This window comes from Xenorhabdus miraniensis (assembly GCF_002632615.1).
In genome coordinates this window covers 63,087-80,251 of sequence record NZ_NITZ01000007.1, presented here as the reverse complement: position 1 = coordinate 80,251, position 17,165 = coordinate 63,087, and the positions used below count along the sequence as shown (strand labels likewise).

Here is a 17,165-nt window from a genome sequence, read left to right as displayed (position 1 = left end):
GGAATTCATACGCTTTGTTCCTTACCCACAGCGCTGAAAAGCGTATCCAGTTCATCAATAAATTCAAAGGGCGGTAAATAGTGATAAATACCATGTCCGGGATTATTTTTATCAATACCGCGTAAAAATAGGTATATTACCCCGCCGAAATGCTGACGATAATCATAGTGAGCTAATCGATGACGCAAATAACGATGCAGAGCCAACGTATAGAGCTGGTACTGTAAATCGTAACGATGTTCTATCATGGCCTTAGCCATCGCTTCCTGCGTATATGACTGGCTACTTTCTCCCAGCCAGTTTGATTTATAATCCACGACGTAAAACTTATCCTGCCAACAAAAAACCAAATCAATAAATCCTTTTAACATCCCCTTGACCTGATAAAAGCCCAACGGTGCACATTGTGCTGACAACGGATCATAGCGACGAGTCAGGGCATCCATCTCTTTTGAATGCAATAACTTATCCACTGGTAAATAAAACTGCATTTCACTTTGCTGAAAATGGCGAGGCACACTGGCAAGCTGCATTCCTTGCGCATTCAACTCTGCGCTCAGAATATCTTTTACCCACTGTTCCAACACAGATGCCCAATTTTCATCAAACCCTGATGCTGCCAGTTTTTCTGCCAGGCACGTTTGATCAGGGGGATTAGCGAAATCTAAATCTTCCAAAATACTGTGCAGAAAAGTTCCCGCAGATGCTCCGCGTGGAAAAGTATGCGGGGTCATCTGCAATGATAGTTCCTCTTGTTTTTCACCTCGTGCATCAATATCCAGCTTCGGAGCGATGGATTGCACGATCACATCAACTGACTCCACAAATGCACTCGTGCGTTCATGGGAAATAGCATTTGAAATAGCATGGGAAGCTGAATGTTGTAAACCTGAATAGCTCGTCACTCGCCAATCATCCCGAATGGAGCGCTGAAATCTTCGGGCTTCCAGCGAAAAAGGAATTTCACTTTGTGAGCACCATTGCTTATCAGCAGTTTCGCCCACCCGCTCAACTTCTATGCTGTCGTCACAAAGTTCATTTAAGCTATCCACCAGCAATTCCGCATCGCCTTTCTGACCTTTCTGCAATAGATACCCCAAGGCAGATAAATGTAAATCAGTCTCCCCCGTTTTTCCTCTATTTCCTTTGATAAGCGGAGCCACACCAATGCTACAGTGATAAACTGAACGGGTTAATGCAACATAAAGTAAACGTAAATCTTCTGCCAAGCGCTCTTCATCAGCCAGTTCCAAAGCTTTTTTCAGTTTTTCATCATCATGTGAAATGCTGAGATGAGTCTCAAAATTACGGCGATCATGGTAAACCGCCTGTTTCTGCTTCCTATAACTGCAAATGAAAGGCAAGCAAACCAATGGATACTCCAGCCCCTTTGATTTATGGATAGTACAGATCTGCACCAAGTGCCGATCACTCTCCAGTCTCATTTGTTGGGCTTCTGATTGTGGATTAGGGCGGGAAATCTGTTGCGCCAACCAACGGGCAACAGCGTGTTCGCTATCCAGTTGCAGGGATGCCTCCTGCAATAACTCCCCAATGTGCATCACATCAGTAAGCCGACGTTCACCGTCATCTCCGGCCAGCAAGTTTTCCGCTATCTGATATTTCACCATCACCGCCCGCAACATTGGCAATACCCCACGTGTGCGCCATAAACGGGCATAGCCATCGAATTCATCAACCAGACGATCCCACGCAGCTTCGTCGTGATTCAGTTGATCAATTTGCTGTGCACTCATACCAAATAAGCTACTGGCTAGTGCGCTTCTCAGTTCTCGGGCCTTTTCCGGCGATAAAACCGCCTGTAACAACCAAAGGAGATCTTTGGCTTCCGGTGTATCAAACACGCTTTCCCGATTGGAAAGAAATACCGATGGTATCTTTAACGTGTTCAGTTCGTTACGGATTAATGCGGCTTCCCGTCGATCACGTACCAATACCGTAATATCTGCCGCCACAACAGGACGGCTTTTTTCCGCCTGACACATTTCTGCCTGACACATTTCTTTCTTACACAACAGAGCCTTGCCTTCTTGCCCCGCCTGTAACCAATCCCGGATTTGGGCAGCGCACAGTCGCGCCATGTTCTGTTCATATTCCCCTTTGGAAACACCTTCACCGGGTTGTAACCAAAATCGCAGCGCAGCCTGCTCCTCATTATGTAAAGAGAATTTCAGCCCATGATTTTTTTCAGCTGCATTGACATTAATGAATGGGATCTGTTCAAACCAAAATGGGCGTTCTGTTCGGGAAAACAGTTTATTGACTGCCTGCACCATTGATGCGGAAGAACGCCAGTTAGTCTCTAATGTGTAATGGGCTTTAACATTGGAACGCGCCCGAATATAAGTAAAGATATCCGCACCACGGAACGCATAAATCGCTTGTTTAGGATCTCCGATGAACAATAAGCCATTTTCTAATGGTGGATATTCTGACGGCTTGCTTTCTGATTGATCACAATATATAGCCTGAAAAATGCGGTATTGCTGGGGGTCAGTATCCTGAAATTCATCAATCATCGCAACGGGATAACGTTGGCGGATAGTCGTTGCCAGATGTTCCCCGCCAGCACGCCTCAAGGCGCTATCCAAACGGGTCAGCAAGTCATCAAACCCCATGTAGCCGCGCATCAGCTTCTCTTGATTGACAGATTGGCGGACTTCAACAATCGCCTTAGAGATAATGATATCTTTCAGCGTCAGTGGATGCTGGTATAACTCATCAATAGCTTCAAACAGCGGATGCCGTGGAGCTTCACCCTTTTTAGTTTTTTCCAATAATCGTGATTGGCAAAATTTATCCAAATCCTTGGCAAGCTGGTAATCTTTGGTTGGTGATTTAGCCCATTCAGAGACGTTACTTAACCAATTAGGTAAGAACCGGCTGCTATAGCTTCGCTTATCAACACCAGAACTGGCAATAAGACCGGGTAAATCAGCGGCTGCATCATTCCACTGGCGTTTTATCAGATCAATTTGCTCAATAATTTTCTGGTGACGGCTAAACAGTGTTTCATCGCCATCAGGCGCATTGACGATATACGGCATATCCCCATGCAAATAATCAGAGATATCTTTCAGCAATGCTTCCGGCCCACTCCATATTCGGCTTATTTCTGAGGCAATCGGCAATGGAAGAGGATAACAGTGACGGCGCCAGAAATCGGCACAGCCTTGTTTACGCAGCTGGCTCTCATCCTGAATTAACGTTTGCTCAAACAGCACACCGGATTCAAACGCATTGTGAACCAACATTCGCTGACAAAAACCGTGGATGGTATAAATCGCCGCTTCGTCCATTTGGCGTTCAGCGGCTAATAACCAACTCGCGGCGCTTTTTTTATCAGAAATCTCATCCAACAATTGCTGATAGGCCGGATCGCTGACAGTTGTTTCTTCCCGTACCCGTACGCACGCCAAGCGAAGCTGGTGGATATTTTCGCGAATACGCCCGCGCAATTCATCCGTTGCCGCTTCTGTAAAGGTAACAACCAGAATCTCCTCAACATTCAGCGGGCGGGAAAAGGCGGCAGAGCCGCCCAGTCCCAGTAACAGACGAAGATAAAGCAAACCTATTGTGTAGGTCTTTCCTGTGCCTGCTGAAGCCTCGATCAGCCGCTGACCATACAGCGGCAATGTTAATGGGTTAAGTTTATGAGATTGTATTTGGTGTTCGGGTATTTCTTTGCTCACTGAGCATTCACCTTAACCGGTAATTGTTTCTGGAAATCTGACACATAATTGTAAGTTTTCCATCCTTTCAGCTCAGCATATTGATGAACCGTGCCTTTTTTCCCGGTAATTTGGGAAATCAATGCCAATCCCTGACGCTTGATAACCGCTTTTTCGTAGAACTCAATCAGTTGTGCTTTCGTGACTTTTTCCATGGCCGCAATGTTTTTCTCTCTCGTATCAAATTTGAAGTTATTGCGCCCAAAATCCCAATCATAACGAGCGGCTTCTGAATAGAACGTTTCTGGCGGCTGACGCATTTCTGTCAGAAGTGCTTTTTTATACTGCTCAAACTCAGCATCAGGCATCGCTTTCAATTTTTTATCTGCCTGCTGATAGAAGCTTTGGTAGCGTTGATGCAAATAATCGGGTTGCTTACTGTTACTCTGCAACAGAAAACCTAATCCCCCCTGTTCTCCCACTTTCTGATTGAAAGCAAAGACCGCATAGCCAAGTTGTTCTATCGTCCTTAATTGATCATAGAACCACGGTGACAAAATGCTACTCAGCAAACTGGAATAAATATTACTATGGATACGGTCATACCCTGTTGGGATATAGATTTCAGCCAAAGCATTATCTGTACTATTCGCAGTTCCCTTGAAATCAGCAGCATAATTGCGATCAATCACAATGTGATCGCCCGTCCACCATACCGTACCCTGATTGGCGAGCTGCTTCTGCGCTGATTGAACGATGCTGATGCTCTCCTGCTCCGTAAAATTACCGAAGATAAACGCTTGTAAAGCAGCATGTTGAATCATCATCTGGCGATATTTCACAATATCGTCAACGGTGATGGTATCCAGTACCTTCAATTTTTCTGCCTGTTCAAAGTAAGGTACGCTTGAAAGGCGAGAAATGGGCTGCATAGCCATTTGGAAGGCTTTGCTATTATTGGCAACTTCAAGTTTTTCCCGGTACCATGATTTCGCTTGTGCTAATTCTTCCTGAGTTGGCGTAAACGAAATATATTGATTAATTGCTGAAGTTAACAATTCCGGTAAATGTTGCGTATAACCATTGACGCCGATTTTCAAACCATCGACATACCCCGTATAAACGCCCATTCCTCCGACTGATGCCTGATAACTCAGTTGATCAAGCGCAAGCCCGGACAAATAACCCAATAATGTATCTGAAAGCTGATCTTTAATATTCTTCAATCCATTAGGATTACGCATTTCCAGAGCAATACTGCCTTTAGGTTCATCCGCAAAATATTGGCTCGGCATATACAGCAAGCGAACATTTGGCTTTTCCAAAATCATGGAAGGATGTTTTTGGCTACCCGATGGTTTAATCAGGGATAAATTGTCAGGAATATAAGGGTTCAATTTAGGTAAAGAGAACGAAACGCCTTGCTCGAGCTGTTTCCAGTCCGCCAACTGTTTCGGGGTAATTTTATTGACCTGATACGGAGCCTGCACAAAGTAAGCTTCTTTGTTATATGGCTCTGTTGGGCTGATAAACCAGATACGCGCATTTTCAGGTGTTAATTCATCCAAACGGCTCGCTATCGCTTTTGGCTTGAAAGTATCCGCAACATAACCCGCATCCAGCACATGGGAAACAGGCAGTACTTGTATGGCATTGGACAACCCTTCAATGTAGTTCATATCCCGCACAATTGACGCATATTGAAATGCCAAATTAAGAACCTTTGACATTTCATCGAAATAGTTCTTATTGATACCCTGTTGTTTCAACAGATTAATATAAGAAAAAATAGCGGCTATAACTTGATCGCGATGTTCAAGCCCTTTATCCGTCAGCGAAACATAAATCTCAAACGTCCCGGAATTACCATCAGTTTTGGGACTCGCTCCAGCGTCAATACTTTCGATGAGTCCCTCCTTCTGCAACCAATCAGACAAGGTATTCTGGCTTCGGTTACCAATCAAATACCCAACATACGCATCTGTTTTACTGCGAAAGTCTGCACTGTTGTCAGCGATGCTAAATTCCAGTCTTAACGCCTTATGAGGTTGGGCAGGCACATAATGGATGATGATGCCTTTTTCTTTATCGGTAATTGCCGGCACTGTAATAGCAGGTACTGAAGCATGTCGATTCGGAATGCGGCCGAAGGTTTCCGTCGCCATCTGAGCCAACTTATCGATTGATTGGTTGCCATACACAACCCCTTTCATCAAATTAGCAGAGTAATAGCGTTGGTAAAAATCAATCAGTGCGGTCTGTAATTTGCTGTCTGGTTTATCTTTGAGCGTTTCTAAGTTTCCGCCAGCAAAGCGGGCATTAGGGTGAGCGGGGTTGATGGTCTCAGCCCGGATTTGCCACATACGATGCGCTTCACCTGCACGAGCGATGGTCATTTCATTATCAACAGCATTGCGTTCCCGATCGGCATTGACCGGGTTCAACAAAGGTTCTGCCAACGCATCCGCAAGGCGATCAACCGCTTCAGTTAAGGAATCATTTTCAACTTCCAAATAGAATGAAGTGCGGTTGGCAGTGGTACTGGCATTACGGCTTCCCCCATGTTTTTGCAGAAATTCAGCAAAATCACCTGGTTGTGGGTAGCGTTTGGAACCCATTAATACCATGTGTTCCAAATAATGGGCCAAACCAAGCTGATTGTCTGGATTCTCCATATGACCGACCGGAATCGAAACGGCGGCCAATGATTTAATCGCTTTTTCATCGGAAACCAGCAGGACTGTCATGCCATTTTGCAATTGAATGGCTTCATATTGGCGAGGATCGCGATTGCTCTTGTGAATTGTATCCGGCAACGGTTGCCACAGCGGTTGAGCATATGCCGTTACTCCACAAAGCAGCAGAAAGAGCATCATCATGATGCGAACGATATATTTAGGCATAACCTAATATTCTCCCTAGTTATTTGAACAACGAGCCATTTGAATAACGAGCCATAGGTAACAAATAGCTCTGAATTTCGCGTTTCATACGCTCTAAAAGTGATTGATCAACTTGCCGGAAAGCCCGCTGTATATAGTGATCGTAACTTTCACCTTTTCTGTCATGTGTCCCCAACCATTGCTCCATCAATTTACTTTCAGCACTTTGTTGAGTTTCCTCACTAAAGTTGATTTCCTGACTTTCCCGGTCAAAACAATCAGCCAGCCATGCCCAGCCACTTCGACAAAATAGAGGGAGAGGCTCAGACATGCCTTGAAAATACCCTTCTATCATCTGATTCAGGTAGTTTCTCGCCTCATCCCGTCCTAGCGGTAAAAATCGGCAATCTGGCACCTTTTTACCTTCTTTCTCCCTTTTATCTTTTTTCCCGGTTCCATACATGCGACTTTCGCTGGCTCCACCTGAAAGACAGTAGGCAAGGTGCTCAATCCATAGTTGGATACTATCATTGGCCGTTAAGTTCGCCGGACGCCAACGTAAAATCCCATCAGACTGTACCTGATGGATTTTGCCGGCCAATATCACGCTGTCTAATTCTTCATACAGGTCGATGGTAAAAGTCTCGGTTCTCTCTTCACGCACCTTATCCGCCAGTGGCCACATGGACTCCAACTGTTCTTCCCAATAGACTTCGCCAAAAGAGCCGTATGGCAATCCCCCCGATGCCCGAAGATGGTGGAATAAAGATGCCGGATCGCCCTGCTCTATCAAGATACTGAGCAACAGTTGGTTAAATTGATAACGTTGCAGATTATCCAGTACAAAAGGTTCTTCTTCAGGCAATTCCATTTCTTCAATCACAAAATGTACTTTTAGCCGCTGCTGAAAAAAGGCCCTGACAGGGTGGCGATAAAAACGGATCAGTTCATCCAATGCAACTTCTTTTATTTCACCGCGATCAAATGCAATCGGTCGGCAAAAATCAATCCCTGAGGCGCCCTGCTGTGCTGCCGCAGGCAGCCATTCTGCGGCATAACTTTGTGAGTAATGGTCGGGCAGGAAATTCTCTGTCGCAAAAGGAACACGAGTATGCTGTGAAAGTAAATGATTTCTGACATTTCTCGCACTGTCATCAACATTCAGCATTTCATCACCCAAGTGGCAAAAGCTCTGGCAAACATAATCCAGTAACTCATTGACCAGAACAGATGGGTTACATTCGGTATCATCTCGAATCGATTTACCGATATAGCTGATATAAAGAAATTGCTCAGCCGAAATTAATGCTTCCAAAAAGAGATAACGGTCATCATCGCGCCGTTTTCTATCCCCTCGCTGGGTTTTTTCAACCATCAGATCGAACCCAAGCGGAGGAATTGTCCGCGGATAAACGCCGTCATTCATTCCCAGCAGGCAAACAACCTTAAAAGGAATAGAACGCATAGGCATCAGGGTACAGAAATTAAGTGATCCTGCTAAAAAACGCTGGCTGATCTTCTCATCATCAAAACGAAGCGCCAATTCATCCCGCAATAGTACCAAAGGGATTTTTTCGCTGTAATGTGCATTAAGACCATTATCAATCACTTTTTGCCATTGCTGCGTGATAAGTGCCAATACCAGTTCAATTTCATCATCGGATTCAAAAAAAGTCTCCAACAATTGCGGACATATTGCCAGCCAATCCACCAATCGCTGCTCTTCACTCAAAATTTTCCGCCAGTGATTCAATTCCATTAAAAACTCAGCCAGTTGTCCGGCTAATTCGGCAGCAAGGCCACTGGATTCATCATAAGGCAAAACATCATTCCACGGCCCTGCATGGCTATCCATCGCATAACCCAGTAGCATTCGTGTCAGGCCAAAACGCCAGGTATTCTGCCCCGTGGCAGGCAAAGACAAGGCTTCAATATTGTCATCATCCAACCCCCAACAGATCCCGGATTCTTTCACCCAACGCCGCAATAAACGCAATCCTTCTTCCTGAATGGCAAATTTACTGGCTAAAGCCGGCACTTCCAATAATGCCAATACCTGCTCAGCCGTAAATCGGCTCTGCGGCAAATCCAATAAAGTAATAAATGCTTGTAAAACAGGATGAGCCTGACGCGCTTTACGGTCTGAGATGGCAAAAGGAATATAGCGATCATCCGGCGCATTACCGAAAACCGCCTGAATATAGGGGGCATAGCTGTCAATATCAGCCATCATCACAATAATGTCCCTCGGTGTCAGCGAGGGATCATCATCCAACAAATGCAGAAGCTGATCCTGCAACACTTCAACTTCCCTCTGTGGGCTATGACACGAGTGAAAAGTCAGAGAACGATCAGTATGATCGAACGGGCGTTTTTTTAAACTGTTTCTGAAAGTACTATCCGTAGATCCTATCTGAGCATGATCTTCAAGATTAAAAATATCTCGTTGGACTTGGTGCAAAATACAGTCAGATTCCAGTTCAACAAAAGCATGAATATCGGAATCTGGCTCTAATTGTGACAGCAGGTAGAGATTATCCCTCCCCAATTTTCCCCAGGATGCCAATAGTGGGTTATTCAGATTTTGTTCCCCTTCTTCATTAAAGAGTGACGGGGCATTATCTGGATCTTTGAATCTCTCCAGTAATTGGCTGTTTTTATAATGTTTGGGTTTACGGCTACTTAGCCTGGCAAGAAACGCATAACTCTGAATATCTCCCCAATAATATTGGCACGGATTGGTAAACATAAGATGAATATCAATATGTTGCCCTAATGCCTTAAATACTTGCAGGTAAGCAGGAGGAAGCGTAGATATCCCACAAATGAAAATACGCGGTGGCAGATTCTCCAACGGAAAATTTCCACTTTCCAGCGTCGTGATAAACCGCTGATATAAATTGGCGCGATGCCACAGCGGTTGTTGTAGCTGACGAGTATACTCTGTCAGTTCAGACCAGAGTCTTTGTTGCCACAATTGATTACTGCTCAGGCCATCAATTAATTGACCATTTTCCCAATTTTCTAACCATTGCGGACGATAAACGAGATATTGGTCAAATAGATCCGCAACCCGACCCGCTAATTGGTGAATTTTGCGTTTATCGATATCCTGATCAAGATAGTGCCTGAGGGCCGAAAATTCGGGTTCTGTTAACAATTCAGGCAACAACATCATTAACTTCCATTTCATGGCATCCTTACTAAAGGCACCATCTTTAGGAATATCAGGTAATACCAGAGTGAACATCTGCCAGATAAAAGTCGCGGGAAGTGGAAATTCCATGTTCGCGGCAATGCCCAATTTCTCTGCCAATTGAATCTGCAACCACTGTGACATTCCTGGGCTTTGAACCAGAATCACTTCTTTGCCAAATGGGTCAGAAAGGGGGGTTTCCCCGATCAATATCGCCATCAACTCTTTAAGAAGATCGAGTTGATTTGAATGATAAACTCTAAACATCAATGCTCCCACTTGCACAAAACCAGCGTTCTAATTTACTTGGTTTATTGTAATATACTGTCAATTTAACCGTTACCTGAAAGCATTCCAAAGAGTGAAACTCTCGTTGAAACTCCATTTTCCATTTCTGCCTTGACGCCGTTTCTCCCTCTGTTTTACCCGAGCCTATTTGCCCTTCCAAACGTTCATACTGTTCCAACTGATCATGGGCATAACGGATTGCCTTAAGTTGCCCCCAATATTGCTGAAAATTTGCTGACAATGCCTGATGGTAGCGCATTAACCCCAATAATGAGATCGCAAATACAACAGATGCTACCAGAACTTCTGGCAGACTCATGCCTTCTTGCCGGCCGAGGTGGAGGTTCCTTTTCATAAACAAAATTCAACCTGAGGAACAGGGCAAAAATCTAACCAACCACTTTCAACGGGAATCAGCCCAACAGAAATAAGTGTATCCTGATTTAAGTGTTTCATCTGTTTCATCCATTGATAAAGTTCAATATTTTCCCCTGAGGTGAATGGAGCTATTCCTTTTAATAAAAAAAGCTCATCTGAATAACGTCTTAAACAGCTTTTCAAATTAAACTCTGTCTGTTGCAAACAAAACCAATCATCCATTTCTTGCTGATTGATCTGCCACGGTTGCACCTTTCCCCATGCCAGTGAGGATTCCGCCCGCAGAAAAGCATTCAGATAATGTTGTTCATCCATCATCATAAGCATCGCGTTTTCTTGTTGATAATGGAGCGCTTTCAACATCATTAAGCTCAGCGCCAATAACATTATTATCGATACCAGCAAAATATTTCCCTGCTGCTTGTTTGCCATATTTTCTTTATTCCCTGACATTACGTAGCCGGATTGTCGTTTGGTGATGATAGACAATTGATGAAGATTTCAGCCAATGGGCTTTAATGGACAGAGTGACAAAAATCGGCCCTTTTTTTGCCTGTGATTTTTCAAGGTAGAAGATATCAATCACAATCTCTTTAGGATCAAATAACCTTTCCCAACCATTTTCCTGACAATCACCCGCCCCTCTTTTCCATTCAAGCGCCCGGTTATTCAGACGATAGCCAAAAAACTCGGATTCAATATGATCAGGTTTTTCCCATCGATTATTTAGGTTTAGATCAAAAGCGACAATAAAACAGGAGCTGGCAGGTTCTGTATTCTTATTTTTAATGATCAATGGCTCACCTTCACACTGTTTTTTATCCTGACAATAACCTGCCCGCCGGATATCTTTTTCCATCAAATAAACGGTTCTATTCACCAAATAATGCAGACGATATTTACGATAGAGATCGAAGACCTGACCAGACAAAACCGGATAGGTTTTGGTCATGGCAATAAAAATAACACTACTAATCAACATGGCTACCATTATTTCCAACAAGGAAAACCCTGCCTGTTTTTGTTTAAAACAGAACATAGTCTTAAAACAGAAGGTAGTTTTAAAACGAAAAGTAGTTTTAAAGCGAAAAGCAGCCAGCATCATGATCATGGATTTTTTATTCCTTCACAATCAGGAAGTTGGCTAATTGTATTACTGCACGTTCTAATCCGACCGCGTCCCGAAATCACAATACTAATTTCACCCGCAGAATTTGCCAGCATGAAACTGGCCGGCATTGCCGTGTTTCTAATGCCATAAAAATCAATGCGTTCAGTCGTAGATGACGCCAAAAAAACATCGCCATGAGGAGAATTAACCCGTTCTCCATGTTCTGCACTACAATCAGATACCTTGGTCACAGAAGATATCAGACACCAAGAATGCCCCATGACTAACCATAGTGTACGATCTTGGTTCAGATAATTTGCCAAAGCCTGTTGCCTTTCCATAAAGGACAAAACATTGTGCACCGCTGATTGCAAGCGCAGGCGGTTTTGATATTGCCCCCAATAATACAGTCCATAAGACAAACTAATGGAGATAATCAGCATCGCTATCAATAACTCCAATAATGTAAACCCTGATTGTTCAGGTCTGTTTACTCGCCTATTTGCTTTGCAATTTAATAAACTATTTTCTGGACAATTTTCTACCTTAGTATTTGTCGTCTTAATAATTATTCTCATATCAATCTCTTATACGCCAATTCCTTTTATAATTAAGGCGTGATTCTTTCGGCTAAAATATCTTTGATTCATAGAAAAATAGGAAGACAATTTATTTCATTATGCGAAGTGATTTCAGGGAAAAATAACGATGAAATAATCTCTTTCATTTTATTTGGGAGGCAACACGCAAAAGTGACAAGCAGCTAATTTTTAATATTGAGAACCTCTGGCGATAAATGTAAAAAGAGCAGGCAAAACCCGCTCTTTAATAATTTGGTATTACGTTAAGAAACTATTGGTATCGTTTCTTAAATCGCGACTGGGGCTTTGATGCCCGGATGTGGATCATAACCCACAATTTCAAAGTCTTCGAATCGATAATCAAACAATGAATCAGGCTTACGCTTAATAACCAATTTAGGTAACGCACGTGGCTCACGGCTTAACTGAAGTTTAGTTTGTTCCATATGATTACTGTAAAGATGGGTATCTCCACCTGTCCAAACAAAATCACCCACTTCAAGATCACACTGTTGAGCCATCATATGCACTAACAAAGCATAGCTGGCAATGTTGAATGGCAATCCTAAAAACACATCACAGGAACGCTGGTAAAGCTGACAGGACAGTTTGCCATCGGCCACATAGAATTGGAAAAAAGCATGGCATGGCGCCAATGCCATTTTATCCAACTCGCCAACATTCCATGCTGAAACAATAATCCGGCGTGAATCAGGATCATTTTTCAATTGTTCAATAACTTGGGTTAATTGATCGACTTGACGACCATCCGCCGAGCCCCAGGCGCGCCATTGTTTACCGTAAACAGGCCCCAAATCGCCATTTTCGTCAGCCCATTCATCCCAGATGGTCACGCCATTATCATGCAGATATTGGGTATTGGTATCACCATTTAAGAACCAAAGCAGTTCATGGATGATGGAGCGAAGATGACAACGCTTGGTTGTTACCAGCGGGAAACCTTCTTGCAAATTGAAACGCATCTGATGACCAAAGATAGAGAGAGTTCCCGTACCGGTACGGTCATCTTTTGCCGTGCCTTCTTCCAGCACTTTTTTCATTAAATCCAGATACTGTTTCATTTTGCCTCTTGTACCTTATTGTTTCGAGCTTTGTTGCCAGGGCTTTTATACGCCCATACCATCATTAAAATTCCGACCAGAATCATTGGAACAGAAAGGATTTGCCCCATACTAATCCCTTCAAACAGCCCGAGCTGCGCATCAGGCTGGCGGAAAAATTCGACTATTATACGGAATGCGCCGTAACCAATCAGGAACAGGCCTGAAATGCTTCCCATCGGACGTGGTTTACGGATAAATAAATTAAGGATGATAAACAGCACAATACCTTCAAGCACCATCTCGTATAACTGTGATGGATGGCGAGGCAGGACACCATATTTTTCCAAAATCGGCCATAAAGAAGGATCGGTTGTCGCCAATGCGATATCTTCACTGCGGGAACCCGGGAACAACATCGCCCATGGCGTATCAAGCGTGACACGCCCCCACAGTTCGCCATTGATAAAGTTACCGATACGCCCCATGCCCAAACCAAAAGGAACCAATGGGGCAACGAAGTCAGCGACCTGTAAGAAATGACGTTTAGTCCGGCGGGAAAACCACCACATGGCGCAGATAACCCCTACCAGCCCACCGTGGAAGGACATGCCGCCATCCCAAACCTTAAACAGATAAAGAGGGTTATCAAGGAACATTGGAAGGTTATAAAACAGAACATAACCGAGGCGTCCACCGACGAAAACCCCGACAAACCCTGCATATAGTAAGTTCTCAACTTCGGTTTTATTCCAGCCACTGTTGGGTTTTGCTGCACGGCGATTTGCCAGCCACATGGCAAAAACAAAACCAACCAGATACATAAAACCGTACCAGTGGAGGGATACAGGCCCGATTGAAAATATGACTGGGTCAATTTTAGGAAATTCCAGATAGCTAGTGCTCATCGTTCCCCACTAAAAGTAATGTTGTGTGAATAAATGATATGGCGGATAAATTATCTTATGCGAATAAATTATTTTGCTTGAATAACTCCAGACAAATAATAGCATAGCCAAGTGACTGTTCTCCGCCCTTATCGTCAGACATCGAATTTCAAGCATAAAATTCACGGTGTTTTTGAATTAACTCCAATGCCTATTCCAAGGGATTTTGAGCTGATTTAATGCTAAATACCGCCTCGGATTAATCCTCCCAGCCCATGCGATTCCATAAACTCGGCTGACAAAGTTTTTACCTGCTGGCTGGTTTCGGCTTTCAGTACCACATCTATCAGGCTTTCGAGTTTGTTAACACCCAATTGGCGCAACAAATATTTGATGCGTGGAACACTTCGGCCACTCATGCTCAGGCTACGATAACCTAAACCAAGCAATATTAATGCTCCCATCGGTAAACCCGCCATTTCACCACATATGCTGATAGGAAGATCAAGGCGTTGACATTCATCAAAGGCCAGTTTTAGCGCCTTAATCACCGCAGGGTGTAAATTATCATAGAGTGAAGCGACATGGGTATTATTGCGATCCACTGCAAGTAAATACTGGGTTAAGTCATTCGTGCCAATAGAGACAAAATCAACCCGCTTCTTTAACTGCGGCAACAGAAAAATCGTAGATGGCACTTCAATCATGATACCAATCTGGGGCATGGGGATTATGTCAGAGATGGTTTGCTCAACCTCAGCTTTCGCTCTTTCAATCAGTTTTCGAGCTTCATCAATTTCCTCAATACTTGTCACCATTGGCAAAAGAATTTTTAGATTGCCGGTGTGTATATTGGCTTTCAGCATAGCCCTAAGCTGAATGAGAAAAATCTCAGGCTGATCCAGAGTGATACGAATTCCTCTCCAGCCGAGACAGGGGTTATCTTCACTGATGGGCATATAAGGAAGTTGTTTGTCTGCACCAATATCCAGTGTTCTCAACACCACAGGCTTATCAGGAAAAAGTTCCAGCATCTCCTGATAACGATTTTTCTGCTCATCTTCTGATGGAAAACCGTTATGCAGCATAAAGGGGATTTCTGTGCGATATAGCCCGACGCCATCAATACTATCCGCTATTTGCTGTTCATGTTTCAGACTCAGGCCCGCGTTCAGTTGCACCAAAACCCGCTCACCACTCTTGAGCTGTGCTCGCTGCTGCTGTTCACCTTCGGCCAGCTTGCTGAGGACGCGTTCTTCTTCAATGATCTGCCGATATTCCTGAGCGATAAGCGGCTCTGGCTCAACGAAAATCTCTCCGCGATAGCCATCAAGGATAAGCGTCCGGTTATGCAGTAGTTCAGGTTGGATATCCGCTCCCATAATAGCCGGGATCCCCATCGCACGAACCAGTATCGCAGAGTGGGAATGCGTCGCACCGTCACGCACAATCACGCCAACTAACTGTTCTTGCGGCATTTCAGCCAACAAATTGGCACTAAGTTCATCGGCAACCAGAATAAAGCGTTCCGGCCACTGACCAGCGCCAGCGAAAGAATCATCCAGATGAAACAACACCCGCTGCCCAAGCGCCCGCAGATCAGATGCTCTTTCTCGCATATAGGGGTCTTGCAAGCTGGCAAACTGTTCGGCGTATTTTTCAATCACGACTTTGATTGCCCATTCCGCCATAAAACCATTATCGACGGAATAAAACAGATCTTGCTTGAGTTGGGGATCATTCAATAAATGAGAATAGAGATCAAAAATGGCAGCACTTTCTTTCTGTGAGCTCACAGTGAAACGCTTGCTAATCCGGCGACACTCCGCTGTAGTTTGTTCCAGGGCCCGAGTCAGTCTTGATCGTTCAGCCTGATAATCCAGCGTCAATGCCTCAGATACCTGATCCAGCAAAGGTTGTGAGCGATCTTGCCATCCCTGAGCCATGACAATGCCATTAGAAATAGCGAGAGCCTTAATACGGGTTTGACGGTACTGACCAAATAACCCTTTTGTCTGCGTCTGAGCAAGAATAACACCAAGCTGTGTCGCCAGTGTAACCATGAAAGATTCTTCACTTTCATCAAACAGCCGCCGTTCAAGTTGCTGAACAACTAATATTCCCTGCAACTGACGGCGATAAATAATAGGCACACCTAAAAAAGCCCGCAGGCTTTCTTCCTTGACTTGGGGGATATATTTGAAACTAGGATGTTCGCGAACATCTGCGAGATTGATTAATTCAGACAAACGCCCGACTTCGCCCACGACGCCTTCATCAAAGGCCAGACTGATCGCTTGACCCCGGGGTTTTCTCAACCCTTTGGTTGCCATTAGGTAATAACAATGTCGCTGATGATCTGCCAGATAAATAGAACAGACATCCGTGTTCATTGCCTGACAAGTTTCATTGACCAACAGCTCAAGCGCTTCAGATAAATTAGCTGTCATAGCCACTTTTTCGACAATTTCCCGTAAGCGCGTGAGCATAACAATTACCTAACTTCTTCTACGACGATGTAAATAAGGTGAATGTATCTGTGAAGCAGATTCCTGTATTGGCATCACAATGGAAGAAAATTCTTTCATCACGCGGCGGTATACATCCCGTTTAAAGGAAACCACTTGCCGGACAGGATACCAATAACTAACCCAACGCCAGCCATCAAATTCCGGCGTATTACTGCGCTGCACATTAATATCTGCTTCATTACACAGCAACTGCAATAAAAACCAGCGTTGCTTTTGCCCAATACAAACAGGCTTTGTATCCCAACGCACCAAACGCTTGGGTAATTTGTAACGCAACCAACTACGGGTCGAGGCGAGAACCCGTACGTCTTTGCGACTTAAACCAACTTCTTCGAACAACTCGCGATACATCGCTTGCTCTGGTGATTCCCCCGGATTGATACCCCCCTGAGGAAACTGCCAGGAATGCTGCCCATAACGGCGGGCCCACAGAACCTGCCCTTGGCGATTACAAATTACAATTCCTACATTCGGGCGGTAGCCATCATCATCGATCACCAGACTACCTCTCGATAAAATACATTTGAAAAGATGGCTAATTGTTTCACACTCATCTCA

The 17,165-nt window shown here is 44.2% G+C and carries 11 protein-coding genes; all 11 read right to left on the bottom strand.

Annotation, left to right across the window (positions count from 1 at the left end; all coding sequences use genetic code 11):
- Positions 1-5: 5 nt before the first annotated feature.
- Positions 6-3,713 (bottom strand): exodeoxyribonuclease V subunit beta, encoded by a 3,708-nt coding sequence (gene recB / locus Xmir_RS08755; protein ID WP_099114007.1) that lies wholly within the window; start codon positions 3,711-3,713, stop codon positions 6-8.
- Positions 3,710-6,595: a pitrilysin gene (gene ptrA, locus Xmir_RS08750; RefSeq protein ID WP_099114006.1), complete on the bottom strand. Its 2,886-nt coding sequence runs from the start codon at positions 6,593-6,595 to the stop codon at positions 3,710-3,712. The genes recB and ptrA overlap by 4 nt, the downstream gene beginning before the upstream one ends.
- Before the next feature lie 19 nt (positions 6,596-6,614).
- Positions 6,615-10,037, bottom strand: a complete 3,423-nt coding sequence (gene recC / locus Xmir_RS08745; protein ID WP_099114005.1) for an exodeoxyribonuclease V subunit gamma — start codon at positions 10,035-10,037, stop codon at positions 6,615-6,617.
- On the bottom strand, positions 10,030-10,413 hold the full coding sequence (locus Xmir_RS08740) for a prepilin-type N-terminal cleavage/methylation domain-containing protein (protein WP_099114004.1): 384 nt from the start codon (positions 10,411-10,413) through the stop codon (positions 10,030-10,032). The genes recC and Xmir_RS08740 overlap by 8 nt, the downstream gene beginning before the upstream one ends.
- Complete coding sequence (locus tag Xmir_RS08735; RefSeq protein ID WP_244170903.1) at positions 10,410-10,868, bottom strand: YgdB family protein; 459 nt, start codon at positions 10,866-10,868, stop codon at positions 10,410-10,412. Before Xmir_RS08735 ends, Xmir_RS08740 begins: the two co-directional genes overlap by 4 nt.
- Positions 10,869-10,875: 7 nt before the next feature.
- Positions 10,876-11,547 carry a prepilin peptidase-dependent protein gene (locus Xmir_RS08730; protein WP_244170902.1) on the bottom strand — a complete coding sequence of 224 codons (672 nt, stop codon included), beginning with the start codon at positions 11,545-11,547 and terminating at the stop codon, positions 10,876-10,878.
- On the bottom strand, positions 11,544-12,125 hold the full coding sequence (locus Xmir_RS08725) for a prepilin peptidase-dependent protein (RefSeq protein ID WP_099114002.1): 582 nt from the start codon (positions 12,123-12,125) through the stop codon (positions 11,544-11,546). The genes Xmir_RS08730 and Xmir_RS08725 overlap by 4 nt, the downstream gene beginning before the upstream one ends.
- 290 nt (positions 12,126-12,415) lie before the next feature.
- Positions 12,416-13,210, bottom strand: a complete 795-nt coding sequence (gene thyA, locus Xmir_RS08720) for a thymidylate synthase (RefSeq protein ID WP_099114001.1) — start codon at positions 13,208-13,210, stop codon at positions 12,416-12,418.
- Positions 13,207-14,097 carry a prolipoprotein diacylglyceryl transferase gene (gene lgt, locus Xmir_RS08715; protein ID WP_099114000.1) on the bottom strand — a complete coding sequence of 297 codons (891 nt, stop codon included), beginning with the start codon at positions 14,095-14,097 and terminating at the stop codon, positions 13,207-13,209. Before lgt ends, thyA begins: the two co-directional genes overlap by 4 nt.
- A gap of 221 nt (positions 14,098-14,318) precedes the next feature.
- The gene (ptsP, locus tag Xmir_RS08710; RefSeq protein ID WP_099113999.1) at positions 14,319-16,565 is read right to left on the bottom strand and encodes a phosphoenolpyruvate--protein phosphotransferase; all 2,247 of its coding nucleotides are present in this window, start codon (positions 16,563-16,565) and stop codon (positions 14,319-14,321) included.
- A gap of 9 nt (positions 16,566-16,574) precedes the next feature.
- Positions 16,575-17,105 carry an RNA pyrophosphohydrolase gene (gene rppH / locus Xmir_RS08705; protein ID WP_099113998.1) on the bottom strand — a complete coding sequence of 177 codons (531 nt, stop codon included), beginning with the start codon at positions 17,103-17,105 and terminating at the stop codon, positions 16,575-16,577.
- Between the last annotated feature and the right edge of the window lie 60 nt (positions 17,106-17,165).